Source organism: Ureibacillus sp. FSL K6-3587 (assembly GCF_038593165.1).
Taxonomy (GTDB): domain Bacteria; phylum Bacillota; class Bacilli; order Bacillales_A; family Planococcaceae; genus Ureibacillus; species Ureibacillus suwonensis.
In genome coordinates this window covers 803,069-826,371 of record NZ_CP151969.1, presented here as the reverse complement: position 1 = coordinate 826,371, position 23,303 = coordinate 803,069, and the positions used below count along the sequence as shown (strand labels likewise).

The 23,303-nt window shown below is 39.3% G+C and carries 27 protein-coding genes; 14 read left to right on the top strand and 13 right to left on the bottom strand.

Going from position 1 to position 23,303, the window contains the following annotated elements:
- Positions 1-179 precede the first annotated feature (179 nt).
- Positions 180-584 (top strand): 8-oxo-dGTP diphosphatase MutT, encoded by a 405-nt coding sequence (gene mutT / locus NSS77_RS04015; protein WP_342470506.1) that lies wholly within the window; start codon positions 180-182, stop codon positions 582-584.
- Here the strand turns inward: mutT and NSS77_RS04010 are convergent.
- Both NSS77_RS04010 and NSS77_RS04005 read right to left on the bottom strand, forming a co-directional pair.
- Positions 561-3,719 (bottom strand): DUF3427 domain-containing protein, encoded by a 3,159-nt coding sequence (locus NSS77_RS04010; protein ID WP_342470505.1) that lies wholly within the window; start codon positions 3,717-3,719, stop codon positions 561-563. The two genes, mutT and NSS77_RS04010, sit on opposite strands and share 24 nt — an antisense overlap.
- Before the next feature lie 47 nt (positions 3,720-3,766).
- Positions 3,767-5,731, bottom strand: a complete 1,965-nt coding sequence (locus tag NSS77_RS04005) for a DUF2075 domain-containing protein (protein ID WP_342470504.1) — start codon at positions 5,729-5,731, stop codon at positions 3,767-3,769.
- Positions 5,732-6,180: 449 nt separating this feature from the next.
- Between NSS77_RS04005 and NSS77_RS04000 the strand changes: the two genes are divergently transcribed.
- Positions 6,181-7,017 (top strand): hypothetical protein, encoded by an 837-nt coding sequence (locus NSS77_RS04000; RefSeq protein ID WP_342470503.1) that lies wholly within the window; start codon positions 6,181-6,183, stop codon positions 7,015-7,017.
- Between the two features lie 35 nt (positions 7,018-7,052).
- On the opposite strand, the gene NSS77_RS03995 is transcribed toward NSS77_RS04000, so the two are convergent.
- From NSS77_RS03995 to NSS77_RS03985, 3 genes are read right to left on the bottom strand one after another with little or no spacing between them, the layout of a single operon-like run.
- The gene (locus NSS77_RS03995; protein ID WP_342470502.1) at positions 7,053-7,415 is read right to left on the bottom strand and encodes an HIT family protein; all 363 of its coding nucleotides are present in this window, start codon (positions 7,413-7,415) and stop codon (positions 7,053-7,055) included.
- Between the two features lie 9 nt (positions 7,416-7,424).
- A complete protein-coding gene (locus tag NSS77_RS03990) occupies positions 7,425-9,848 on the bottom strand; it encodes a DEAD/DEAH box helicase family protein (RefSeq protein ID WP_342470501.1) in 2,424 nt (807 codons plus the stop codon).
- On the bottom strand, positions 9,835-10,167 hold the full coding sequence (locus NSS77_RS03985; RefSeq protein WP_342470500.1) for a nucleoside triphosphate pyrophosphohydrolase: 333 nt from the start codon (positions 10,165-10,167) through the stop codon (positions 9,835-9,837). Before NSS77_RS03985 ends, NSS77_RS03990 begins: the two co-directional genes overlap by 14 nt.
- 97 nt (positions 10,168-10,264) lie before the next feature.
- On the opposite strand from NSS77_RS03985, the gene NSS77_RS03980 reads away from it, so the two are divergent.
- The 4 genes from NSS77_RS03980 to NSS77_RS03965 all read left to right on the top strand — a co-directional run bounded on the left by NSS77_RS03980 (position 10,265) and on the right by NSS77_RS03965 (position 12,799).
- Positions 10,265-10,678, top strand: a complete 414-nt coding sequence (locus tag NSS77_RS03980) for a flavin reductase family protein (RefSeq protein WP_342470499.1) — start codon at positions 10,265-10,267, stop codon at positions 10,676-10,678.
- A gap of 65 nt (positions 10,679-10,743) precedes the next feature.
- Complete coding sequence (locus NSS77_RS03975) at positions 10,744-11,958, top strand: sensor domain-containing diguanylate cyclase (RefSeq protein WP_342470498.1); 1,215 nt, start codon at positions 10,744-10,746, stop codon at positions 11,956-11,958.
- Positions 11,959-12,065: 107 nt separating this feature from the next.
- Positions 12,066-12,203 (top strand): hypothetical protein, encoded by a 138-nt coding sequence (locus NSS77_RS03970; RefSeq protein WP_342470497.1) that lies wholly within the window; start codon positions 12,066-12,068, stop codon positions 12,201-12,203.
- Between the two features lie 320 nt (positions 12,204-12,523).
- On the top strand, positions 12,524-12,799 hold the full coding sequence (locus NSS77_RS03965; protein WP_342470496.1) for a CC/Se motif family (seleno)protein: 276 nt from the start codon (positions 12,524-12,526) through the stop codon (positions 12,797-12,799).
- A 46-nt stretch (positions 12,800-12,845) separates the two neighbouring features.
- Here the strand turns inward: NSS77_RS03965 and NSS77_RS03960 are convergent, their stop codons facing one another.
- Positions 12,846-13,028, bottom strand: a complete 183-nt coding sequence (locus NSS77_RS03960; RefSeq protein WP_342470495.1) for a hypothetical protein — start codon at positions 13,026-13,028, stop codon at positions 12,846-12,848.
- 135 nt (positions 13,029-13,163) lie between these two features.
- Between NSS77_RS03960 and NSS77_RS03955 the strand changes: the two genes are divergently transcribed.
- Positions 13,164-13,757 carry a YdhK family protein gene (locus NSS77_RS03955; RefSeq protein ID WP_342470494.1) on the top strand — a complete coding sequence of 198 codons (594 nt, stop codon included), beginning with the start codon at positions 13,164-13,166 and terminating at the stop codon, positions 13,755-13,757.
- A gap of 41 nt (positions 13,758-13,798) precedes the next feature.
- On the opposite strand, the gene NSS77_RS03950 is transcribed toward NSS77_RS03955, so the two are convergent.
- The 4 genes from NSS77_RS03950 to NSS77_RS03935 form a co-directional block, all read right to left on the bottom strand.
- Entirely contained in the window at positions 13,799-13,993 is a 195-nt protein-coding gene (locus NSS77_RS03950; protein WP_342470493.1) for a hypothetical protein, read from the bottom strand.
- Between the two features lie 43 nt (positions 13,994-14,036).
- Positions 14,037-14,621: a hypothetical protein gene (locus tag NSS77_RS03945; RefSeq protein ID WP_342470492.1), complete on the bottom strand. Its 585-nt coding sequence runs from the start codon at positions 14,619-14,621 to the stop codon at positions 14,037-14,039.
- A gap of 209 nt (positions 14,622-14,830) precedes the next feature.
- Positions 14,831-15,997, bottom strand: coding sequence for an aminotransferase (locus NSS77_RS03940; protein ID WP_342470491.1), 1,167 nt, complete (start codon positions 15,995-15,997; stop codon positions 14,831-14,833).
- A gap of 1 nt (position 15,998) precedes the next feature.
- The gene (locus NSS77_RS03935) at positions 15,999-16,496 is read right to left on the bottom strand and encodes an Lrp/AsnC family transcriptional regulator (protein ID WP_342470490.1); all 498 of its coding nucleotides are present in this window, start codon (positions 16,494-16,496) and stop codon (positions 15,999-16,001) included.
- A 139-nt stretch (positions 16,497-16,635) separates the two neighbouring features.
- Here NSS77_RS03935 and NSS77_RS03930 point away from each other — a divergent pair, with 139 nt between their 5' ends.
- Positions 16,636-17,013, top strand: coding sequence for a membrane lipoprotein lipid attachment site-containing protein (locus NSS77_RS03930; protein WP_342470489.1), 378 nt, complete (start codon positions 16,636-16,638; stop codon positions 17,011-17,013).
- Positions 17,014-17,167: 154 nt separating this feature from the next.
- A complete protein-coding gene (locus tag NSS77_RS03925) occupies positions 17,168-17,518 on the top strand; it encodes a hypothetical protein (RefSeq protein ID WP_342470488.1) in 351 nt (116 codons plus the stop codon).
- A gap of 11 nt (positions 17,519-17,529) precedes the next feature.
- Here NSS77_RS03925 and NSS77_RS03920 read toward each other — a convergent pair whose 3' ends face one another.
- The 3 genes from NSS77_RS03920 to NSS77_RS03910 all read right to left on the bottom strand — a co-directional run bounded on the left by NSS77_RS03920 (position 17,530) and on the right by NSS77_RS03910 (position 19,222).
- Complete coding sequence (locus NSS77_RS03920; protein WP_342470487.1) at positions 17,530-18,135, bottom strand: LysE/ArgO family amino acid transporter; 606 nt, start codon at positions 18,133-18,135, stop codon at positions 17,530-17,532.
- 374 nt (positions 18,136-18,509) lie between these two features.
- On the bottom strand, positions 18,510-18,653 hold the full coding sequence (locus tag NSS77_RS03915; protein WP_342470486.1) for a hypothetical protein: 144 nt from the start codon (positions 18,651-18,653) through the stop codon (positions 18,510-18,512).
- 416 nt (positions 18,654-19,069) lie between these two features.
- Positions 19,070-19,222: a hypothetical protein gene (locus tag NSS77_RS03910; RefSeq protein WP_342470485.1), complete on the bottom strand. Its 153-nt coding sequence runs from the start codon at positions 19,220-19,222 to the stop codon at positions 19,070-19,072.
- A 184-nt stretch (positions 19,223-19,406) separates the two neighbouring features.
- On the opposite strand from NSS77_RS03910, the gene NSS77_RS03905 reads away from it, so the two are divergent.
- From NSS77_RS03905 to NSS77_RS03885, 5 genes are all read left to right on the top strand, one after another.
- A complete protein-coding gene (locus NSS77_RS03905; RefSeq protein WP_342470484.1) occupies positions 19,407-19,811 on the top strand; it encodes a hypothetical protein in 405 nt (134 codons plus the stop codon).
- Positions 19,812-19,933: 122 nt separating this feature from the next.
- Positions 19,934-20,491: an NADPH-dependent FMN reductase gene (locus NSS77_RS03900; protein WP_342470483.1), complete on the top strand. Its 558-nt coding sequence runs from the start codon at positions 19,934-19,936 to the stop codon at positions 20,489-20,491.
- A 232-nt stretch (positions 20,492-20,723) separates the two neighbouring features.
- Positions 20,724-21,974 (top strand): threonine synthase, encoded by a 1,251-nt coding sequence (locus tag NSS77_RS03895; protein ID WP_342470482.1) that lies wholly within the window; start codon positions 20,724-20,726, stop codon positions 21,972-21,974.
- A 2-nt stretch (positions 21,975-21,976) separates the two neighbouring features.
- On the top strand, positions 21,977-22,636 hold the full coding sequence (locus NSS77_RS03890; RefSeq protein WP_342470481.1) for an amino acid ABC transporter permease: 660 nt from the start codon (positions 21,977-21,979) through the stop codon (positions 22,634-22,636).
- Positions 22,617-23,294, top strand: a complete 678-nt coding sequence (locus NSS77_RS03885; RefSeq protein ID WP_342470480.1) for an amino acid ABC transporter permease — start codon at positions 22,617-22,619, stop codon at positions 23,292-23,294. Before NSS77_RS03890 ends, NSS77_RS03885 begins: the two co-directional genes overlap by 20 nt.
- Positions 23,295-23,303 lie beyond the last annotated feature (9 nt).

Here is a 23,303-nt window from a genome sequence, read left to right as displayed (position 1 = left end):
TTGCAGATGTAAAAGGGGAAGTGTCAACTTTATGGCACTCCCCATCTTTTTTGATAATCATATATGTTTTATTTTCTATGCTCCTTTCAATTACCCATCAATTTTTGATAAATGTTGAAGCTGTCTAAACCTTTATCTTTTGTTAAAATAAATAAGAAATTAGAAAAAGGAGCGGTTTGATGAAGAAAACAGTCCGTGTTGTGGGTGCAGTGATCATGAATGAAAAAGATGAGGTGTTATGCGCGCTTCGTTCACCTGACATGTTGCTTCCAAACCTATGGGAGTTTCCAGGAGGCAAAATCGAGGAAGGCGAAGCACCAGAAGAAACGTTAGTCCGAGAAATCAAAGAAGAACTCGGCTGCACCATCCAAGTGCAAGAAAAAATCGAAGAAGTGCATCACGAATACCCATCCGTAATCGTCAATCTGCTAACGTACAAAGCGGAAATAATCAATGGTGAACCAAAAGCCAAAGAGCATGCAGAATTAAAATGGGCACCCCTCCAAGAGCTACACACTCTCGAATGGGCACCCGCGGATGTTCCGACGGTGGATGCTCTGTTAGCGGATAAGGTCAATAAATAGGTCTTCTGGTATGGGATGATGTAGTCGCCATTTAATGTTCATTGGTTTATCTCCGTGACTTGATACATAGTCAACTTCTCCAAGATACATAAATGGCAACGTCATCCCATGCATATTATCAAACTTTCGAACAAATAAATGAATATGGATCCCTCTTTCTTTGTGATAAATATAATTTTGACCTACTGTTGATTCATGGGATGTTTGGTTTTGACTTTGCCAATGGAAATGGGACTGGTCGATAAAATAATCCTTATATTTTAAATGCTCTTCAACAGAATCTGCTTTGTTTAAGTTCACAAAAAGAAAGTAATGATTACCTACTCGACTAACTCCTTCTCGCCAAGAACCTTCTTTTACCCCTGCTTGGAATAAGAAGATGATGTCGTTTCTCGTATAGTTCTGGTAAAGAGTAAGCTTTTCACCGCTTGTTAAAAACTTTTGAGGTTGATAGGTTCTTCTGTATTCGATAATTCCATAGTCTAATCGTTCTTTTAAATATTGATAAAAATCGGGATCTGCTGTTAGATGGAGTATCTTGTCATCTAAAATAAATATATCATCTTCTATAAATCCAAAGCTCCACTTCTGTTTTTTATAAGGGTTTGATAGTCGACGCATCGCATGTTCAATTAGAGAACGATGTTTTTCTTTTTGAATTGTTGTCGCAAATCTTTTTCCAAGTTGTATTACTACATCATCAACTGTTACTTTCTTTTGCAGAAAAGCAAGTTCAAGAATGATCATCTCATATGGCCATTTGATCGGAAATTGTCCTTCTATCCGCTCAAGTACTTCCACCATCAATGGATGATTTAATATTTTTTCATCTAATTCATTAGTATCTTTCATTTTTTCTTTTGTTTGTACCCAAGTTTTGTATTTATAGATGAAATACGTAAGACTTGGCGATTGATCAGTGTACAGAAAATCCATGATTTCTGGGGATTTACCAAGTTCATTTTTAAATTGTTGGTAAAGAGACTTGAGCATATCAACCGCATTCATTCGAATGGAATCGATTTTTTCGAGTATTTCTTTTTGTGAGATTGGGTCTAAATCTACGTATGAACCTGCTGGCAAATCGGCAAATTCATGCGTGATTGCAACTCTTAAGGAATCTTTATCAAATGCTTTCTGATTGATCTGGCCGGACAGTGCCAGCGGAACAACAAACGATTTTTGATAATTTCCGATAAAGTCTAAAATGGTAACAAACTCTTTCCCTTCTACTTTTCGAAGTCCTCGTCCTAATTGTTGAATAAATACGGTGGACGATTCCGTTGGTCGTAAAAATAGGATAAGGTTCACTTTCGGAATATCAATACCTTCGTTAAAAATATTTACTGTAAATAATATTTGTAACGGGTCCTGTTCATCCTCTAGACGTCGAATCATTTCTTCACGTTCCGCAATACTATGTTCACCTGTTAAATACGTCGCATTGAACCCGCGTTTATTAAATTCTTCGCTCATATATTTCGCATGCTCAATGTTAGTACAAAAACCTAGAGCGATCATTCTTTCTCCGTCGTAGCCATATGTATTAATCATCTTGATTATAAAGTCTGTCCGCTCATTCGTTTTTAATGCCTGGACAAGAATATCTTCTTGGAAGAAGCCATTTTTCATAGGAATTTGACTGTAATCTACCGTATGGTCGGATACACCAAAATAATGAAAAGGTGCTAATAAATCGGCGTTTAAAGCATCGCGTAATCGAATCTCATACACAATATTATGATCACAAAGTGCTAATACATCACGACCATCCATTCGTTCAGGTGTCGCAGTTAACCCAAGTAAAAACTTCGGCTGGAAATAATCGAGTACTTTTCGATAAGTTGGGGCTTCGGCATGATGAAACTCATCAACAACAATATAATCAAATTCTTTACTTGAAAACTGATATAATGTCTCATCCTTATGTAGAGATTGCACCGTACTAAAGATATATGGCTTTTCAAATTGTTTAACGGTCCCTGTAATTTTTCCATACAAGTGATAGTTTGGTATCACCTGTTTAAATGTTTCAATCGCATTATCTAACAATTCTTCACGATGTGCGATAAACAAAAGTCTTTGTGGATTAAATTCCTTTACATCAAAAGCAGATAAATAAGTCTTTCCGGTACCAGTAGCTGCAATAATAACTCCTTTGTTATTTCCATTTTTTCTCGTATGCTTTAAATTCATTAATGCCTTTTCTTGCATTTTATTTGGTGTAATTGGCTTTTTATATTTATAGGCTGGTTTTACTTCAGCTACTTTACTATTTATTTTTGATTTCTCTAATTGACGTTGTGCTTTTACTAATTGTTCATAAGATACAAGAAATGCCTCGGTTAAACGAACGGTTTCTTCATGGTTCCAAATGGAATCAAACACTTTTTTCGTTTCATTATAAATTGGTAAAAACGAAGTATCAGGAATTTTCACGTTTAATTCATGTCCATTTTTGAGAGCTGAATGTGATAGATTCGAAGAACCTACAATGACAGTATTTAATCCCGATGCCCGGTGAAACAGATAAGCTTTCGTATGAAAAGATTCTTTTTGTGTATCTACGACTCTAACTTCCACATTGGTAAACTCTAATAACTTTCTTAGTGCCTTTACTTCGGTAATCCCGAGATATGTTGATGTAATAATACGTACTGGAACGCCATTTTTCTCTAGCTCTTTTAATGGACGAATAAGAAGCTGTAAACCTGACATCCGGATAAAACTAACCATAAAATCAACTGCATCTGCCGTCAATATTTCATACTTTAAAGTTTTAAAGAAATTTTTAATTGTATGTTTTTGGTTATGTATCAAACTTAAACGAGAAAGAAATGTATCCTCCGTTACTGGTAATTCATGATGAGAATAACTATAAGTTATCATCGACAACGGAAGGGCTAACTCTTCTTCACGATCGGAAACAAGTTGAGTAAGCTGCTCAGTTAACTGAATAATCTCGCTATAACGATTTTTTTCCGCTAACTCTTGAAATCGTTCACTTAATTTCCGAGCCGCATGAAGAGTTAATACTTCAATATATTCTTTAGGTGACAGGTGTTGAATTAAGTTTGTTTCTGGGTAGAGTTTGTTACTTATTTTTAATTCTTCAAAGAGGCCTTTTTTGTTCATGAGATCACCTAGTACAAAATTTTTATTTTCCATAAAAAATGAGAAATTTATTGGGGAATTTTCTTTTTATATTCGCCCTTTTCTTCAGCTACTATAGGAACTTCTTTCAATTTAGTATTTTCATTGTAATAATCATGAATCATATTAAATCTTTCTAATAAATAATCTCCTAACCCCTTATCCACACAATACACAAAACAACCTTTCTGTCCTCTCGTTAGGAGAGTCCGATACGTATTTCTTATGATTTCATCCGCTAATTTTTTCGCTTTTATAGGTTGTTCTTTCATCATCTTTTTGATTCCTTTTAAAGAGTTGTCTGTTTTCGCTCGTTTCGTGTAGTCTGTTTGAACTTCACCATCACGGAAGATTAAGTCTTCTCCAATAATGACACCAACATAATCAAATTCAAGTCCTTGACATGTATGAATACATCCTGCTTGATGAACAGAGTTTTCGTCTATGGCCCACGTTTCGGTGTTCCCAAGATTCCAACTCATGCTGAAATTATGTTCTGGAATGACAATGTCATGATTGTCTGGATTGTTCTTACTTTCTTTTTTCCAATCCCAACAGTAGCCAGCGACAATACGCGATTTATTGTTAATTTTATTGAGTCGTTCGATTTCTTTTCGAAGCTCGTTTGGATCAGAATAAATCCGAAAATCATAGTTCGTATCAAAATAATGGGAATTAGCTGTTTCTCTAATTTGTAACACGTCATCAATCCAAGCCAAATAGCCATCAGAACCATTACAACGAAACTGTGATTCTAATTTTGTTCTCGTAATAGCTGCACCACAATCTTTTGCAAACTTTTCTATTAATTCAATACTACCGATATCCTTCAACGTAACACGTTGTCTTTCATCAATAAAGAAAATTGAAAGCTTAGATGCTTTTATGATTTCTTTAATTTGATGGTCCCCTAAGTTGTGAAACATACCGGACTTTTCATTTAACCGATGCGCTTCATCCACAATTAGAGCATCAAATTCGTTGTCAGATGCGTGTATAAAACTACCAGAACCAGTAAATAAATTATCGATATGTCCTTTCCGAAAGTCTTGACGTAGTTTTCTAGCATAAACATTACGTGGTGCAGCATTTTTCGTTACGTATTGGCAGACTAAATCTCGATTTGTTAGTTCTACAAGTAAATTGATGGCTAATACAGATTTTCCTGTGCCTGGGCCACCTTCTACGACTAATACTTGTTTCGTTTTCGTTCGCTCAGCTTCTTTTGCTAATTGTAAAGCGGTCTCGTATACCACTTTTTGCTCATCAATCATCGTAAACTCTTGATTCCCTTTTATCATGTTGTTGAGAGCATCCTGAAGTGACTTAGATGGACGAATTCGACCATTTTCAATTTTGTACAAGTTTTCTTTATTATCCCCATATTTAATGTAACGTTTAATGAATGAACGAAGCTTTGCAGCTCCTCCCTTAATAAATACAGGTGCTTTCTCAATGTAATATTGGTAGCTCGGATCAACTAACGGATCGCTCTCACCAAGATCTAAGTAATTATGTAAATAAGCGCATGGATAAAGATTTATTTGTTCTTGCTGTACGCTTTCGTTGTAGTCTTTTATAAGCGAAGCATAAGACCACGCTTGGTAGGATGGATGTGTCGTTTCTACTAAATTTCGATTTATTATCGTTTTTACGATTGCTTCTTTTCCATCGACTTTTTCGATGCTTTCCCACTGTTTTAACTCAACAATCACCACTGAATCACGTTTATGTTCATCAATGCCTGAAATCAAAAAATCGACCCTTTTAGAAGTATGAGGAATATTAAATTCGATGGCTACTCCTGCATCATCTGGAATTTCTTCATCATTCAACACCCGATACATATATTGCATCGAGTTATCCCACGCCCGGACTTCACGCTCATTCACTTTACCTACCTTTTGATTAAAATTTTCACATATCGTTGGAACGAGCTGATCTTCGAACACATCGGACATAAATTCAGCTTTTGTTGCTTCGTAGACGATCAAAAGGACCACACCTTTTTTACAAAATAAATTGCTAATTTTAATTATCCATAATTTGTATTTATCCTCAACTGAAAATTCTTTTTTCAAATAAGTAGATTTAGATTATTATATCGGACACAAATAAGTTAAGTAATAATTGATGCTAGCTCCTTAATTCTAATCAACTATAATCCACTGTGGGCGAGGGTTTTGTGAAGGGCGAAAGTAGTTTAATGCTTTCTTTCACAAGGACAATAGAGTGCAATGTCCACTACTCCAAATCAAGCCAGCGGGTTACGATATCGCCCTCATCCTATTTTAACCATTTAAAGCAGTGCGGGACTGTCCCTCAACGCTTTAAAGTAGTAGGGGACTGTCCCCAAATTACAGAGATCATTTTATAAATTTTGTAAAAGGAAGTCCCCAATTCCCGCTCTTCCTCCTATATAGCAGGTGAGGAGGTAGAGAGTATGATTCAACAAAAACCGATTGAGAATTTTAAAGAGTATAGTCAGTTTGAGTCGTTGAAGGATTTTAATAATAATATTGAGGCATTTTTGTTTGAGCACAAAAAAGATTTTACTCGTTCGGAGTTAATAGCGTTTAAAGGACTCGTCCGCTTTTGTGCGAAAGTGTACGGGGTGTCGAATGCGTCCATAAGTACAATTTTACGTGCCATTTCCGATCGGAATAACGGGCATGGGGTGTCTGAAAGTACGTTTCATCGGATGAAGCGTAAATGCGTCAAGTTAGGGATTTTAACCGTAAAAGAAACGGTCAGAAAAGACGGATCACAATCTAGTAACCTGTGGATATTTAATCGTTTTTTAAAGAAAGATGATTCTCGTTCAAACAGAAATGACACCCCCTGCAACCAACGTAAACAGGAAGAATCTGCGAAAAATCAACAAACAAATGATGAGCAATTAACACCCCATAAAACTAACCATCAAAATTTATTTAAAACTAATGATCTATATAATAAACGTAATGACGTTCAACTAAACTACACATATACTAGCAATCGAGTGCCGAAGGAATTTCGTAATCTCGTGAACTGTTTTTTTGACAATTACAAAATGATCAAAGAATTGTGGAAAATTATCACCATCCAAACACGGTGCTTAACGTATTACACACTTCAAGACAAAGTGGATCTTGCTGTGGACACATTTAAGCAATTAATCCGTAACTTAAAAAACGGCAGGAAAATCAAAAATATATTTGGTTATTATTGGGGAATTGTGAATAATTTCTTAGATGCTGAAATGTATGAACTTATGGCGACGTTAGGTGAAACGGACTAATTTACATTTGTTAATAAACGATTTCACCAGATAAACTAATATTTCTGCTTATCTGGTATCACCCCACGTACCCCGCCTCTTGGGTCGTTCATGTCTCCTTTATATCTTGGGATGAGGTGGACATGGACATGGAAAATCGTTTGGCCGGCGGTTTGGCCGCAGTTAATGCCGATGTTGCAGCCATCGGGTTGGTATGTTTCATCAAGGAACTGTTTGCTTTGAAATAAAAGGTCATCGATGGCTAGCCGTTCTTCTTCGGTTAAGTCAAAGTAATTGGCGGTGTGCCGTTTTGGGATGATGAGCAGGTGACCTTGGTTTACTGGGTATTTGTCGAATATGGCATAGGCAAGGTCGTTTTCGAGTACAAATTTTTCCATTGTACAAAAGATGCAGTCCATTTGGTTCCCTCATTTCGTTGTGTTTGCTTTTCGTTCAAAGTGGTAATGGAGACGGTATTCGCAAATTTGTTTCGTCCACTCAAATAAAATCGGTTCGTCTTCTTTTTTTACTTCTAAGTTTAGTTTAAAGTGATTGTTTTCAAAGAAGACAAGTCCGTTTGAACTGCCGCTCCATTTTTTCATCGGCATGTTGACGATAAGTTTGCTTACTTTTTGCTCGTCGTAGTCCCAAAGACGTTTCGTTTCTTTATCGGAAAAGTCGATACGCTTACGATATTCTGCTTCCGTTAAATATCGATGAAAGAATGGCGCGACTTGTTCCGGGGTAATCGGATCGTACCAGGCGGATACACCACGTTGTAACATCGCTAACAAGACGACCATTTTATAGCTTTTCGCCATTCCAGTTTTCTCGACTTCTATGTACCAAGGTTCATACCGATAAAATACTTCTCGTTCTCGCTCCGAAAGTTCCCCGGCCCAATGTAGGAAGCCTATATACGATTTAAATTCTTGTTTATATTCCACTGAGTTAGATTTCCCTTTTAAATGGAGCTCCAAATACGTTGGTCTTCTTCCTAGTTCTTGCTTGACCTCTAAATAATGCGCGTTTAACTTTTCTTTTCGCGGCTGTCGTTTCCGAGCCATTTCTTGAAGTAAGTTAATGACTTTCGTATCTAATTGAATGTCACAGCTTGCAGGAACGGTCGGATGAATGTTGGCTTTCCCTTTTCGGTTTGGTGCGGTATCAAACAGACTTAGCTTCACATCCGCATTCCGATAGTTACCGATTAAGTCGATGATCACACAAGCATCTTTTTCTGGATACAGGCGTAATCCACGACCGATTTGTTGGGTGAACACCGTTAACGATTCAGTGGGTCGCACAAATAATAACGTATCCACACTTGGGATATCGACCCCTTCATTAAATAAATCGACGGTAAAAATAGCATCCAGTTCTCCTTCTGTTAGCATGTCAATCGCTTGCTTTCGACTGATCTCCATTTGCTTCGAATGGAGACTAACCGTTTGATAGCCGTGTTGTTGAAAATAATGGGCTAAAAAGTCAGCTTGTTTAATGGATGAACAGAAGACGAGTGTGCGTGGTTGTTTATGTTTTTCCCAAGCCTGTAATATCTTATCGGCCATTTCTTTCCGCAGCTGAACTTGAAGAAGCTCCTGTTCATCGTACCTCGTTCCTAACCATGTGAGTTGACTATAATCCGTATCATCATAAATACCGTAGTAACGGAAAGGAGCGAGCCATTGTCGTTGAATCGCCTCTAAAAAATCGATCCGATACGCAACGTTTCCATCACAAATGGCGTACACATCTTTATTATCATGACGATCCGGTGTCGCGGTTATCCCGAGTAAAAAGGAAGGTTTAAAATAGTCTAATACGCGCTGATACGACTTTGCTGCTGCATGGTGAAATTCGTCGATAATAATTAAATCGAATTCATCTCGATCAAAAACTTCTAAATGCTGCTTCATACTGAGCGTAAAAATCGAAGCAAATATGTAATCGGCGTGTCGTTCTTTTTGTTTGCCATTATAGATACCGCATGTTTTTTCTATTGAAATACGCTGAAAGGATTGTTTCGCTTGATGTAAAATTTCTTCCCGATGGGCAATAAATAACACCCGATTGAATCGTTTGGCAAAAAAACCAGCTAAATACGTTTTTCCAAGACCCGTTGCCATGACGACAAGCGCTCGATTGTATCCTTCTTCTATAGTTTTCTCTAGTTCCTCGAGTGCTTCGATTTGAGCAAAACGAGGTTGAATCGTTTCATATGGCGCGGATGATTCATGGACAACTTCATAAGGGACTTTATTTTTCTTTTTCGTAGGAAGCATTAATTCGATTTCTTCTGAAGTGGTCAACGTTCTTACTAAATTGGGATGTTGTTGATGATACGTCTCATATTCTTTTTGATACGCCTTCACCGTGAATTCATTGACGGGCACGGTTTGTTCATGGTACATCAGCTTCGTAAATTCATTGAGCGCTTTTTCATAGACCTCTTTTTCCCCACTAACAGCCAAGTTCCACTCCACCCCTGTTGTCAGTGCCGACCTTGAGAGATTCGAAGAACCAACTATAAAATACCCATTGTTTTCAAACTCGAACATGTAGGATTTCGGATGAAAGGCAGTTCCATTGCTTTTGTATAATCGAACTTCTATATTTTCGTGGAGGTTGCAAAGAGCCTGTAATGCTTCCGGCTGCGTTACAAATAAATAATCGCCCGTACAAATTTTAATATCCGCCCCACGTTCCGCTGCTCGTTGGAGTGACTCTTTCAAAAGTTCTACGCCCGATTTCATCAGAAAGGAGACTAAGATACATATAGTAGAAGATTTTTCGATTCCATCAATCAAATGATCAATGAGTCGTTCGGTTACTAACTCAACGTCCCTCATCTTCCACCTCAATGAGAAAGATTTTTTCTTCGAATCCTCCCCGTTCAGCAGCTTTCTTTTTTCGGAATGCTTCGACTTCTTCGATGGTGGAGCCGTGACACTTCGCTAAGGCATGAATAAGTTCTAATAGATCTGCTAATTCTTCGATGGCTTGTTCAGAACTTTCGGCTTGTACGTATTCATTTAGTTCTTCTGTCATTTTTTTCTGAAGTTCTTTTCTATATTCTTCGTCCGTTAATATTTTCGTAACGCATTTTTTTCCTGATTGTTGAATGATTACAGGAATACGGTCACGTACAAGTTTATGGTAAACTGGCATGTGAATTTTCTCTCCCTTTAATTCAAGTATTCTACTACTAGTTTAATTGGATTTTTTATACATGACTAGTAACCAACTGTGACGAGTCGTTTGATAGATGAAAGATACCGCAAAAAACATATATGAAACCCAAGAATTTGTTGTACATATAGCGGATGATGACAATATAGAGCAATTCAATGCCGCAGCGGCAAATTTGCCAAGCGGTGAAAGTGAACTGGCATTTGCAAATATGACTCCGGCACAAAGTGAAATTGTCAGCGTTCCCGGTGTACAAGAAGCGAAAGTGCGGATGGAATGCAAGCTTGTGAAAGGCATTCCTTTAGGCGGGAGCAATGACGAAACACCTGCCTGCGATTTGTTTATAGGTGAAGTGGTATTCGTGCATATTGATGAAAAAATTTATGACCATTCGCATATAAAAATAAGGGAGTTTAATCCTATTTGCCGATTGGCTGGATCAAATTATGCCACAATCGGAAATATTTTTTTCATGGAAAGACCTAGGTAAAAACTTCTATTTTCCAATAGTGTTTTGGGAAGATAATTTTTTTGTCCGTTAGGAGAGAGAAATGAATGGTTAATAGACAATCTGACACCAGTGTTTTTGAAATAGTATGGAACAACTCCAATGATGCCTTATTCACCGTTGATTATGAGGGCAGAATCTTATTGGCGAATCCTGCCTTTACAAAGCTTCTTGGATGGGAACCGAAGGATTTGAAAACTCCCGATCATTTTATTTTTCAAAATAAAGAAGAATATGAAATATTATTGGACACGTTAAGAAGCGGAAAGAATGTCCCTCACTATATAACGAAAAGAAAAAGAAAAGACGGAAAAATATTGGATATTTTGGCTTCCTATGGTGCAGTAAATATCGGGAAGGTGCTTGCAGTGGGGATGTACAAAGATTTTACTGAACATATGGAAATGCATCGAAAACTGGAATTAAGCCAAGCAAGTTACCGCAATTTATTGGACCATTTTCCTTACGCCATTTTTTTGACAAATGATGATACCATCATTTACGCGAATCAGCCTGCCCTTGACATTGTGTGTGCGGACTCCAAAGATGCGATTATCGGGACGTCCATAGGGGGGTTGCTTCAAACGGAACACCCTCTCTCACTGAAAGAAGGGGAGCCGGCGACAGAAAAAGTGAAGCGGATCGATGGGGAAGAATTGTGGGTTGAAATCACGGTTCGGCGTGTTTTGTTTGAACAGGAATATGTGAATCAATGGGTGATAAGGGACGTCACCGAGAAGAAAACTTATGAAGAGCAGCTGGAGTATTTTGCATTCCATGATCCGCTGACAGGTGTTTGGAACAGGCTCCATTTTACAAAGGAAATGAAAAAAATCATGGATGAAGCGGGCAAGAAGAATTCCATGTTCGGCATCATGTTTATCGACTTGGATGACTTTAAACAAGTGAACGATACTTTGGGCCATGACATGGGAGACGAGCTATTGATCAAGGTGGCGGATCGGTTGAAAAAGAATGTGCGGGAAGGGGATGTTCTTTGCCGTATTGGCGGGGACGAGTTTCTCATTTTGATCCGGGATATCCGCGGAAAACAAACGCTTGTGGAAGTGGCAAAGCGGCTGCAAGATATCTTTCAAGTCCCTTACCAATTGGGAGATCGATCGGTTGTTATTACTTCCAGCATGGGAATCGCCATCTTCCCGCAGGATGGAACTGATGCGAAAACGCTTATATCCCGTTCGGATCAAGCTTTATATCGAGCGAAAAGTCAAAGAAATGGGGTCCAGTTTTACGAAGGTTGAGGAGAAGTGAGAAGTGCGGAGTTTTTAAGAAGCCGGGATATGGTCGGCTAAAACGGGATGGATTGAATTTCCCGTTTCCTGTCTATACTCTTGATGAGGTGAAGGAAATGGAAAACTGGCAATATGCCCAATTATCCGAAGAACAGTTGGCGGAAATCCAGGCTTTGGAGAAAAAGTTGGGATGTGCATTAATTGCCTTTGAGAGCGCAAACCGGCAGGAAGATAAAGAACCATTGGAAAACTGATAGGATGTATCTTATCAGTTTTCTTATTTTCAAAAGGTTTCTCTGGTGAAATATTCAACATATTGCAATCGGCTTGATATAACGGTTGATGCTCTCATCCCAATATGAACATTTGCGCCCCCGTTTGGAAAATTCTTTGATTCCCGTCCAAGTGAGGGAATTGGGTAAGTAGGCGGGTATTACGCATGTCCCAAGTTGGGGCATGCGATTTTTTATTTGCTTCTTTCCAACAAACTATGCGCAATTGATTCAAAGAGTACTCATTTTATCATCCGAATTGTATAAGATATAAGGAAACTTTTCAGAAACGGGGGATTAGCATGCTTATAGAAATGGATGAAGAGGTAAAAGAGCGGATCCGTTCAAAGGGCAATCAATTGACCGTGCAATTGTTGGAAGTGCGAAGCTGTTGCGCCCCGGATGTGCAAGAACTTGTTGTGCTTCTTTTCAAGCCGAAAAATATGCAACAATATCATGAAATCACCATCGGGGACATATCCGTTTATGTGCAAAAGCCCCTTCTCCTCAAAGAAAAAATGGCCCTTCAAATGAAAGGGTTCGGCATATTTAAGAGAATTTCCGCGGCGGTGAAGTAAATAATAGGGAAACACTTGGCATCAAGGTTTCCCTATACATCCCTTTTTATTTCTTTTTGAAGATCGTTGTATTTTCAATCCGAATGGAGGCCACTTCTCCACAGTGTAAACAAAAAGTATAAATTTTGTTGCTGCCTCTCATCGACATTTTGCTTGGTCTGACAGCGATAAAGTCCGAGCCTTCCGCAAATTCTGTTCCTCCGCATTTGCTGCATTTTTTCGTTTCCATCCCCTTTTCACCCCCTTATTAAATGGTACGAATGGACATCCCGTTTGTTTCAGAACCATCATATTTCTTTAGCAAAATCATGTATAAAAGAACAAAATTGACGAACCCTAAAAAATAAAAAAACAGGGTGATTTTATGAAAAAGCAATGGGCATTCAAAATCTTTTTATTCGGCTTCATTCTATTGCTTGCAGCTTGCGGGGATACTGCGGAACAATTGGACAAGAATGACGAACAAGAGGGAAATGTTGCCGAGCAAGAGGCACCAACGAAAGAGGCTGACGAAATTGAAGACAGCACCGGCTCTGTGCCGCTGAATTTGAAAATTGCAGAGAATGCGGCATTCCCGGTTGGCACCAAAGTGAAGATTTTCGCCAATCATATGGAAGGGATGAAAGGAGCGGAAGGAGTGGTTGTAGCCGTATATGATACAACGGCATACGAGATCTCCTATAGACCGACAACCGGCGGGGAGAAAGTGGAAAATTATAAGTGGGTGATTCATGAAGAATTGGATGGGGCAAGTGGAGCGCCGATGGAACCAGGAAGAGAATTGGTTATTAATGCAGACCATATCGAAGGGATGGACGGGGCAACGGCAACCATTGAATCGGCCGATGAAGGTCCTGTGTATGTAGTGGATTTCACCACAACAACCGGGGAAGAGGTGAAAAATTACAAGTGGCTTGTGGAGTCGGAGCTTGCCGCTTCCGATGAGTCGTCCCAGTAATGAAAAGAGGCTTAGTTCAGCTGGAGCTAAGCCTTTTTTATTTAAAAAAATACGGAAACCACTATACTGGCGGCAAATAGTAAATATGCGATATTAAGCGAAATCAACATCGCCCGTTCTGAAGGGGATAATGCCCTCTCTTTTCTTGTTTTTTCCAAGTGGCGCAAGTAAAAACCGGAAGCGACAATAAGAATGAATACAAAAATTGTGCGTAAAATTTCCGCAAAAGTATCCAAACGATTCAACTCCTATACTCAATAATAATTAGCTTTCACGCTCTTACAATTTCATTTTAATGAGTAAAGCGTAATTGGTGTCTTGAATCATTTGCTGAACGTCTTTTTCATCTTGAAAATTGTAAGTGGCCATTTCACCATCTGTTGCCCGATATACCGCTAATAAGTAAGATTGATTGTTTTCCAACGATTCCTCTTCTAAAGCATATTGCCAACCGCTCACGGAATATCCGGTTTGCGGAATGCCGATTTTTCTAGGTTTCATCGTGATACTTTCGTTATAAAGAAACAGATAGGCGCCATCTTCAGTTTCAAAAGCTCCAATGCCTAAAGGACCTTGGCTTGTTTCGTCAGGTTCCAGTCCATAGGAGATGAGCGTGACCGGTTCGGAAAGTGGTTTTCCATTCTGGTATTCTTCCGCCCAAACCGTTACCCAAACCAGATGATCCTCAGTTGCTATCTGAAAATCATAGTCGATTATTTTTCCAATTTTAAGCTTTTCAAAGGTGGTGCTATATTCAGATTCAGGATTGGCTTTAATTTTTGTCGAAACGTCGGTGTTGTCGGAACATGCTGCAAGGACCAGAAATGAAAATGCAAATAATCCGCAGAACAACCTAAGTTTCAAACGTATCCCACCAATATTTTCAAAATATGGTTATGAATGAGTGTAGCAGATTAACTGGATAAAATGAAGTTTCCAATGTCCTAACCTTGGGGAGATATTAAAGAAAGCGTTAAGTTTTTTGAAGAGAACCTCATTTCAAAAAAAGGAAGATTAGTAATAATAAAACAGACTGCCAAGCAAACTCGGCAGTCTGTTCATCTCCATCCATATTATAAAGAATCAATAAATTGTTTGATCCGTTTCATAGCCTCTCTTAATTCTTCCATCGATGTGGCATAGGAGCAGCGGATATGCCCTTCGCCGCTTTCACCAAAGACATCGCCAGGAACGACAGCCACGCTTTGTTCCTTCAATAATCGCTCAGCAAATTCCTGGGAGCTTAAGCCCGTTGATTCAATGGAAGGGAATGCATAGAAGGCGCCGCCAGGCATGTGGCAAGTAAGCCCCATCTCATTAAAGGAATTCACAATGTAATTCCGGCGGAGACGATAGCTTTTCACCATTTTTTCCACTTCTTCCTCACCGTTTCTTAATGCCTCGATTCCTGCATATTGGGAAGCGGTGGATGCACACATTAACGCGTATTGGTGCACTTTCAGCATTTCTTTTGAAATTTCTTTCGGTGCGCATACAAAGCCAAGGCGCCATCCTGTCATGGCAAATGCTTTTGAGAACCCGTTCACCAAAATGGTTCTTTCGCGCATGCCAGGAAGGGAGGCCATGCTTGTAAATTGCACGTCATATGTAAGTTCCGCATAAATTTCATCGGAAATTACTAGTAGATCATATTTTTTTACAATCTCAGCAAGCGCTTCCAATTCCTGTTTATTTAAAAGTGTGCCTGTTGGATTGTTAGGGAAGCAAATCATCAATGCTTTTGTTTTGTCGGTAATGGCCGCTTCAATTTGGCTTGGAAGAATTTTAAAATCGTTTTCTTTCAACGCCTGCACCGGTACCGGTACACCCCCGGCCAACGTCACCATCGGACTGTATGAAACGAAACAAGGTTCTACGACAATCACTTCATCCCCAGGATCTAAAATCGTTCTCATCGCTGTATCAATGGCTGAACTTGCGCCGACTGTTACGATGACTTCGGAAGGGGAGTACTCTACATGAAACCGATTTTTCACATAGTTTGTAATTTCTTCCCGCAATTCAAGGAGACCCGCATTTGGAGTATAGGAAGTATACCCATCTTCAATGGAGCGGATGGCCGCATCCCGGACATGCCAAGGTGTGACAAAATCAGGTTCACCCACACCAAGGGAGATGACGCCTTCCATACCTGCTGCCAAATCAAAGAAACGACGAATGCCTGAGGGTTTTAAATCTCTTACGGTTTTTGAAACATAGGATTTTTTTGTAGCCTTCATGTTATGACACCACAATTCTCTTATCTTTTTTCTCTTGTTCCAAGATGATTCCATCATGTTTATATTTTTTCAAGATGAAATGGGTTGTTGTTGAAACAACAGATTCCAATGTGGACAATTTTTGGGATACGAAGTTCGCCACTTCATTCAATGTTTTCCCTTCCACAATGACGGATAAATCATAAGTGCCTGACATTAAATATACTGATTGCACTTCATCATAGCGATAGATTTTTCCCGCGATTTCATCGAATCCGACTCCTTGTTTAGGGGTCACTTTCACATCAATCATCGCCCGGACGCCTTGATGATCATCGACTTTTGTCCAATCAATCATTGTTAAATATTTGACGATGACTTTATCATTTTCCAATTTTTTTAAAATGGATTCTGTTTCTTCCACACTCAAGCCCACCATTTTTGCGAGGTCGGCTGTTTCAATCCGTGCATCTTTTTCCAATACACTGAGTATTTCAAGTTCTTTTTCATTCAATTCCATGGAAAGACCTCCAGCTATAGTAGAGTTTAATTAGATTGTAGCACTATGAATTTAGAGTTCAAGATAAAACTGAGGAAGCGAAAAATTTTTTAAAGGATATTGGAAATATCTGTTGAATGTAATAAAAAAGGGGGTAGTCATGAAAAAAATTTATTTTTTCACACTTATTATGCTGATTTTAACCGCTTGCAATTCAACTACAATCAGCTTGGTCGAATTGGATGAATTGCCGGAAAATGTGGAAGAAAAAATGGATCAAAATGCCACATTGCAAAAAATCAATAGTGGAGAAAAGGTTTCTTATATCGTTTATAAATCCCGTTCGGATGTAGAAGGGACATTCGAAAAAGAGGGAACAAAATTAATCGTGAAATTGAATGAAAGTGGAGAAGGGGATGAAGAAAAAGCCCATTTCTTTAGGCTGACAAAATCCAAGGATGCCGATGTAGAATACATGGAAGTCCAAATAAATGGAGAGCCGGTACCCTTCGATGTGATTGTAATCTCGGGAGAATGATCGTGAATCTCGTTCAGAGGGCTGCGGCTCTTTTTTCTTTATAAAAAATTTTATTAATATTTATTGCATTGGGATCAGAAAAATTATAAATAAATGAAAGAAAAAGATTTATATTCCATTTAAATATCAAATAGTAATATAAGGAGGAAGACGAATGCAGATGATAGGGTCGGTCGTAGGAATTGTCTCTGCAGTGGCAAGCCTCGTGTTTTGGGGAATTTTTTCCTTCGATAATCCTTATCAGACACCGGATTCTGAAATCATCGGCAATTTATTTGTTGCGGCCGTCATTCCAGCCGCTTTTGTCATCATCGGACAATTTTTGAAACCTAAATGGCTTATGTTTGTCGCTTTTCTGTTGTCCCTTCCCATCGGTGTTTACTTCTTTATGACCCCGGGAATTTTCCGCGGTTTCAGCCTTGTTTCAGCAGGTTATTTTATCAGTTTCTTATTGTTTTTATTTGAAAAGAAAAGGGGAAGTAAAGTTCGTACGTTCACCCAATAATATAACCGTTTTCAACTCATTAAATCCAATAGCAAATAAACTGCGGTTCCCCAAATAAAAACGGCGGAACACTTATTGAAAAATGTTAAGATGCTGCCTGATTGATCCAACTTTTTGAAAATCGCACCTGCCACCGTCAAACCGAAGAACCAAATCCAGGACACCATGATACAGGCAAAGGTAAAGAAAAATTGTTCCATGCCGGCATATTTTATGGCGCTTGTTCCAATGACGCCGATTGTATCCAAAATGGCATGGGGATTCAGGATGGAAACGGATAAAGCAAAGAGGATCTGCTTTTTCGCCGGCAAAGAGATGTTCGATTCATTGGTTTTCGGCTGACTTTTCCAAATGGAGTATCCCATGTAAATCAAGAAAATGATGCCAACTGTCAAAAGCCCGGTCCGGAGCCAATCAAACTGCAATACGATGATGGACAAGCCGAAAACGGCAAGCAGAATCAAAAGTGTATCACATATAGCTGCGGTAATTGTTGCAGGCAGGGCCCTGATCAGACTCGGCTGCATGGCGCCTTGTGAAAAAACGAAGACGTTTTGGACACCTAAAGGCAAGATTAATCCGAATGCCAAAATAAATCCGTGTATAAATGGCAACACTTTCATTTCCCCCTCTTTCAAAATCTATCATACTGGGTATATCGGAAAGAAAACAGCCAATTGGACAGATTTTTTTCATCCAATTGAAAAGAGGGGATTGATTCGGGACGGATGCCAAACTGCATACGGGTTATAGCACCAACCACTATTCTCAAGAAATTGGCGCGCGATTTTGCGTTCAAAGATAAAGAAGCAATATATCGTTTAATTGGGAAGCTGGTGCATGGTGAAGATTTTATAGAGAGGTCCTTATTCATGGAAACTTTGATGCTATCCTAATTGTTGATGTCTTTTTAATGGAAAAATAGGGGCAAGTATATTTTGGATAATACAAAAGAGCGAATCGTAGTTCATTCGCTCTTTTTTACATCTTTTTAAGTATTGCGCGGCTTTCTTACTTCAGCAGGAGGATTGTTGTGGATTGCCTGATTGAACTCTTTGGAATATTCTTCTCTCTGAACTTTTTTATTCTTCTCCTTTTTCTCCTTTCTGAAGGTTGTCTTATTCTTCTTTGCCATCTGAATCACCTCCGAAATTTCTTGACTTTAATGTGCGACAATTTGAACAATCTATTCTTTAGCGCATATATAAATTTTCTGCATACGAATACTAAAGAGGTGACAAGGTGCTGATACTTTCGCAGCCATAGAGCGGGGAAGACAAAATGGAAAGATTCCCGTTGCAATGAAGAGAAATAAAAATGAATCAATGCATAAAAAAAGAGCGCGTTTCTTTAAATAGAAACGCGCTGATTCCCTTCAGCCATTCGTTTATGCCGCCAATTTTCTATATGAAAAGGGGTGTCTCCTTTGTGAGAAATTCAGGGGCACTCCTTTATAAGACATCCTTCATAAGAACGTCCATTCGATAGAGTCGTTTCTTTCGTGCGAAACGGATCTCTTCGTTTATACCCCTTTGTTTCGTGAAAAAATGATTACATATCCGCTTCCATTTCAAATCTGGAGTAAACAAAATCATACGTAGCTTCCAGCATGCGATCCGAAATATTTACAAACTGGATTGGCTCCAGACCAAAGTAAGTCACTAGAAATTGAATGATATTTTTACGTTCCGTATTGCTTAGCATGGCTTCCCCTCCTTTGTGATGTATAACAATTATATTCAATTAAAAACTGATATACAACAGATAAAAGTCTAAATTTTCTTAAAAAAATGTGAACGGTTTATTTTTTTAATTATGAAGAATAATGAAAAAGAATGTATCGAAGGGCAATCCGCTTCATTCCTTGGAAAATGTGGGGTGAAAGGTGATGAGTTTTTTTCGGGGCGATGCTCACAAAATATATATGCAGCTCAGGAAAAATCGTGATTCGATTCACGACTCCAAATATTTGAAGGAGCTTTATGAAGTCCGGAAGTTTTATGAGTCGCTGGATCGTGACGTGCTGCAATTGATTTATTACCGCTTGATCAAGGAGAAGAATGGTTCAGGGATGATTCCCATTTTTGTATCATCCATCCCATTTTTATTTTTGATTTTCTCCCAGCATCTCCAAAAAATTTTGTTCCAAGAAGGAACAAGAAATTGGATGATTTTTATTGTTTGTTATATTACAGGCATTACAGCAGCTTTGTTTTTTCATTTCAGGGAAAACGCTTGGGCTTCCTCCCATATTGAGATGATCAAAGATATTTTGGAGGAAAGGAAAAAATAAGTGTTCTTTCACAAGCAATATGTAAAAAATGCATTAAAAACTGTCCAATGGGGGAATAAAAATAATAGCTTTTCCATAATAGGGAAACACTGTTTTATCAAAGAGACAAGGAGGAAATCGGAATGACAGAAACGACATTAAACATTGGCATCATCTTGGGAAGCACACGGGAAGGCCGCGTAAGTCCACAAGTGGGAAATTGGATCAAAGAAATTGCGGATAATCGGAAGAATGCAAAATTTGAAATCGTGGATATTGATGATTACGACTTGCCTTTTTTAGGAAAAGCGGAGCCATCTGATCCCCGGATTGTGAAATGGAATGAAAAATTGGCAAGTTTGGACGGGTTTATTTTCATTGTGGCGGAATACAACCATAGTATTACGGGAGCTTTGAAAAATGCCCTCGACTTGGCCCGGGAAGTTTGGAATAACAAAGCGGCCGGCATTGTCAGTTACGGTTCGGTAGGAGGGGCAAGGGCAGCGGAACATTTGCGGGGAATTTTGGGCGAACTGGCGGTGGCTGATGTGCGTACGCATCCTGCATTTTCGCTTTTTACGGATTTTGAAAATATGACAAAATTCAAACCTGCCGACCACCATAAAGAAGTGGTGGATGATATGCTGGATCAGTTGCTTAAATGGACTGCGGCTTTAAAGACGATAAGAAACAATTATTAATATGAAAAATCTGCTCTTCCATCCAATGAGGAGCAGATTTTTTATTGAAAAGAAGGAGTGAGTACCATTAAATACAATCCTTTTAAAATTTAGTTGACTAATAGGAATTATTTGAATAAAATAATCTTAAAAATGATGTAGTTGATTGGACAAACCAAAGACTACAAAATTCTCGGCTCTTCTAGTGGGAATTTTGTGGTCTTTTTCTTTTTCAACTAGAAGGGAGAACAGTATGACACAATTTAGCTACATTTCACATTTGGAATGCCCTAAATGTCATAAACATTATGATGCAGGTCAAATTCAGCAGTTATGTAAATGCGGATCACCGCTGCTCGTTCGTTATGACTTGGAAAAGGCAAAAAGTGAAATTTCGAAAGCGGCACTTTCAAACCGGCCTAAAAATTTATGGCGCTATCATGAAGTGCTCCCAGTGGTACAAGAAGAACATATTGTCTCGCTTGGTGAAGGTGGGACACCCCTTCAACCGTTGCCAAAACTCGGTGCTGAATATGGTTTGAACCATTTATACATAAAAGATGAAGGCATTATCCCGACAGGCTCCTTTAAAACACGTGGGGCAAGTGTAGGTGTATCGAAAGCGAAAGAACTTGGCGTTGTCCGACTTGCGATGCCAACGAATGGAAATGCTGGTGCAGCTTGGGCTTTGTATTGTGCAAAAGCGGATATTCAAGCCACTATCGTGATGCCTCTTGATGCACCGCTTATCACAAGGAAAGAAGTGTACATAGCAGGCGGAGACTTGCATCTGATCAATGGTTTGATCAGCGATGCGGGGAAAGTGGTGGCCCATTTGGTTCAACAAGAAGGCGTTTATGATGCTTCGACATTAAAAGAGCCTTATCGAATCGAAGGAAAGAAAACAATGGGGTATGAAATTGTCGAGCAGCTTGGATGGAAAGTGCCAGATGTCATTCTGTATCCAACAGGCGGTGGTGTCGGAATCATCGGCATCTATAAAGCTTTACTGGAAATGCTGGAGCTCGGTTGGATTGAAAAGGGGAAACTTCCGCGTTTAGTTGCTGTGCAGGCAGAAGGATGTGCACCAATCGTGGAAGCTTGGAAAAAAGGCGAAAAGGAATCCGTGTTTTTCGAAAATTCGACTACGAGTGCATTTGGAATCAATGTACCGAAAGCCCTCGGCGATTTCTTGGTGCTTGAAGCGGTTTACAATACGGGCGGTTGTGCCATCGCAGTTTCAGAAGAAGAATTATTGGAATCGCAAAAGCAAGTTGCTTCTTTTGAAGGAAACTTCATCTGTCCGGAAGGTGCCGCTACTTTTGCGGCAGCAAGAAAGCTGCGTGAGGAAGGGTGGATTAGAGAAGAGGAGCTTGTTGTATGCCTGAATACAGGAGCAGGCATTAAATATCTTGAAACTGTGGATATACATGGTGTTCAAATCTTGCAACCTGGAGACACGTTGAATGCCAAATCTTCATCTGGCAATGGTGGGAGAGAGTAACCATGGATTGGCAATACATTATTGAAGTATTACCCTTCTACAAGACGGCGTTATGGTTGACTGTAAAGCTTGCAGCGATCGGCATCCTTTTTGCCACGATTGTGGGTCTCATTTGCAGCAGTATCCAATATTTTAAAGTCAAAATATTGGACAAACTTGTGCAAGTATACTTAGAGATTGCAAGAAATACGCCATTGTTGATTCAACTTTTTTTCCTCTATTTCGGACTGCCGAAAGTGGGAATCACTTTAAGCAGCGAAATGTGTGCCATTATCGGATTGACGTTTTTGGGTGGCAGTTACATGGCTGAAGCATTTCGTGCAGGCATGGAAGCTGTCTCAAAATCGCAGGTGGAAAGCGGTAAAGCGTTGGGATTGAGCAGTTTTCAACTTGTGCGTTATGTCATTTTTCCCCAAGCTTTCTCTTACAGCGTGCCGGCTTATGGAGCAAACTGCATTTTCTTGATCAAAGAAACATCTGTATTCAGTGGGATTGCCATTTTGGAATTGACCAATACAACGAAAAACTTGATGGGAATTTACTACAAGACGAATGAAGCGTTATTCATGCTTGTTATTGGCTATTTGATCATTTTGTTGCCAATCTCATTGTTTTTAATGTGGCTGGAAAGGAGAGTCCGCTATGCTGAATTCGGGCGTTAGTGTTTTATTTGAAGGAATCAATTTTATGCGATTGCTCGAAGGACTCTTCCATACGCTGCGGATTGCTTTGATTGCCATTGTCATCTCGATAGTGATGGGCATTATGATCGGTATGATCCGCACATCGAAAAATAAGTTTGTGCAATTCCCGTTCAAGTTGTATTTGGAACTGTTTCGCATCATTCCGATTTTGGTTTGGCTGTTTGTGATTTATTACATTGTGCCGGTGAATTTCAATGTGGAATTAAGTGCTGATATGGTGGCGCTGATTGTGTTCAGCTTATGGGGAACGGCGGAATTGAGCGATATTGTGCGCGGCGCCATTATTTCTCTGCCAAAGCACCAAGTGGAATCAAGCATTGCCCTTGGGTTGAGCAAATTTCAAATGTATCGCTACGTGCTGCTGCCACAAGCGGCCAAACGCTCCATTCCCCCGATGATCAATTTGATTACGAGGATGATTAAAACGACAGCCCTGCTCACAATGATTGGGGTTGTGGAAGTGATAAAAGTCGGCCAGCAAATTATCCAGCTTTACAACACACAACATCCAACCGTGGCTTTCTGGATTTATGGGATTATCTTTTTCTTCTATTTTTGCATTTGTTTTCCGTTGTCCCGGATTTCCAGAAGACTGGAACGGAAATGGGCTGCTTAAGGAGGGGAA

Coding starts and splice junctions, on each gene's coding strand:
- mutT (WP_342470506.1), top strand. CDS start 180: ATGAAGAAAACAGTCCGTGTTGTGGGTGCAGTGATCATGAATGAAAAA.
- NSS77_RS04010 (WP_342470505.1), bottom strand. CDS start 3,719: ATGAACAAAAAAGGCCTCTTTGAAGAATTAAAAATAAGTAACAAACTC.
- NSS77_RS04000 (WP_342470503.1), top strand. CDS start 6,181: ATGATTCAACAAAAACCGATTGAGAATTTTAAAGAGTATAGTCAGTTT.
- NSS77_RS03995 (WP_342470502.1), bottom strand. CDS start 7,415: ATGGACTGCATCTTTTGTACAATGGAAAAATTTGTACTCGAAAACGAC.
- NSS77_RS03990 (WP_342470501.1), bottom strand. CDS start 9,848: ATGAGGGACGTTGAGTTAGTAACCGAACGACTCATTGATCATTTGATT.
- NSS77_RS03985 (WP_342470500.1), bottom strand. CDS start 10,167: ATGCCAGTTTACCATAAACTTGTACGTGACCGTATTCCTGTAATCATT.
- NSS77_RS03980 (WP_342470499.1), top strand. CDS start 10,265: ATGAAAGATACCGCAAAAAACATATATGAAACCCAAGAATTTGTTGTA.
- NSS77_RS03975 (WP_342470498.1), top strand. CDS start 10,744: ATGGTTAATAGACAATCTGACACCAGTGTTTTTGAAATAGTATGGAAC.
- NSS77_RS03970 (WP_342470497.1), top strand. CDS start 12,066: ATGGAAAACTGGCAATATGCCCAATTATCCGAAGAACAGTTGGCGGAA.
- NSS77_RS03965 (WP_342470496.1), top strand. CDS start 12,524: ATGCTTATAGAAATGGATGAAGAGGTAAAAGAGCGGATCCGTTCAAAG.
- NSS77_RS03960 (WP_342470495.1), bottom strand. CDS start 13,028: ATGGAAACGAAAAAATGCAGCAAATGCGGAGGAACAGAATTTGCGGAA.
- NSS77_RS03955 (WP_342470494.1), top strand. CDS start 13,164: ATGAAAAAGCAATGGGCATTCAAAATCTTTTTATTCGGCTTCATTCTA.
- NSS77_RS03940 (WP_342470491.1), bottom strand. CDS start 15,997: ATGAAGGCTACAAAAAAATCCTATGTTTCAAAAACCGTAAGAGATTTA.
- NSS77_RS03935 (WP_342470490.1), bottom strand. CDS start 16,496: ATGGAATTGAATGAAAAAGAACTTGAAATACTCAGTGTATTGGAAAAA.
- NSS77_RS03930 (WP_342470489.1), top strand. CDS start 16,636: ATGAAAAAAATTTATTTTTTCACACTTATTATGCTGATTTTAACCGCT.
- NSS77_RS03925 (WP_342470488.1), top strand. CDS start 17,168: ATGCAGATGATAGGGTCGGTCGTAGGAATTGTCTCTGCAGTGGCAAGC.
- NSS77_RS03915 (WP_342470486.1), bottom strand. CDS start 18,653: ATGGCAAAGAAGAATAAGACAACCTTCAGAAAGGAGAAAAAGGAGAAG.
- NSS77_RS03910 (WP_342470485.1), bottom strand. CDS start 19,222: ATGCTAAGCAATACGGAACGTAAAAATATCATTCAATTTCTAGTGACT.
- NSS77_RS03905 (WP_342470484.1), top strand. CDS start 19,407: ATGAGTTTTTTTCGGGGCGATGCTCACAAAATATATATGCAGCTCAGG.
- NSS77_RS03900 (WP_342470483.1), top strand. CDS start 19,934: ATGACAGAAACGACATTAAACATTGGCATCATCTTGGGAAGCACACGG.
- NSS77_RS03895 (WP_342470482.1), top strand. CDS start 20,724: ATGACACAATTTAGCTACATTTCACATTTGGAATGCCCTAAATGTCAT.
- NSS77_RS03890 (WP_342470481.1), top strand. CDS start 21,977: ATGGATTGGCAATACATTATTGAAGTATTACCCTTCTACAAGACGGCG.
- NSS77_RS03885 (WP_342470480.1), top strand. CDS start 22,617: ATGCTGAATTCGGGCGTTAGTGTTTTATTTGAAGGAATCAATTTTATG.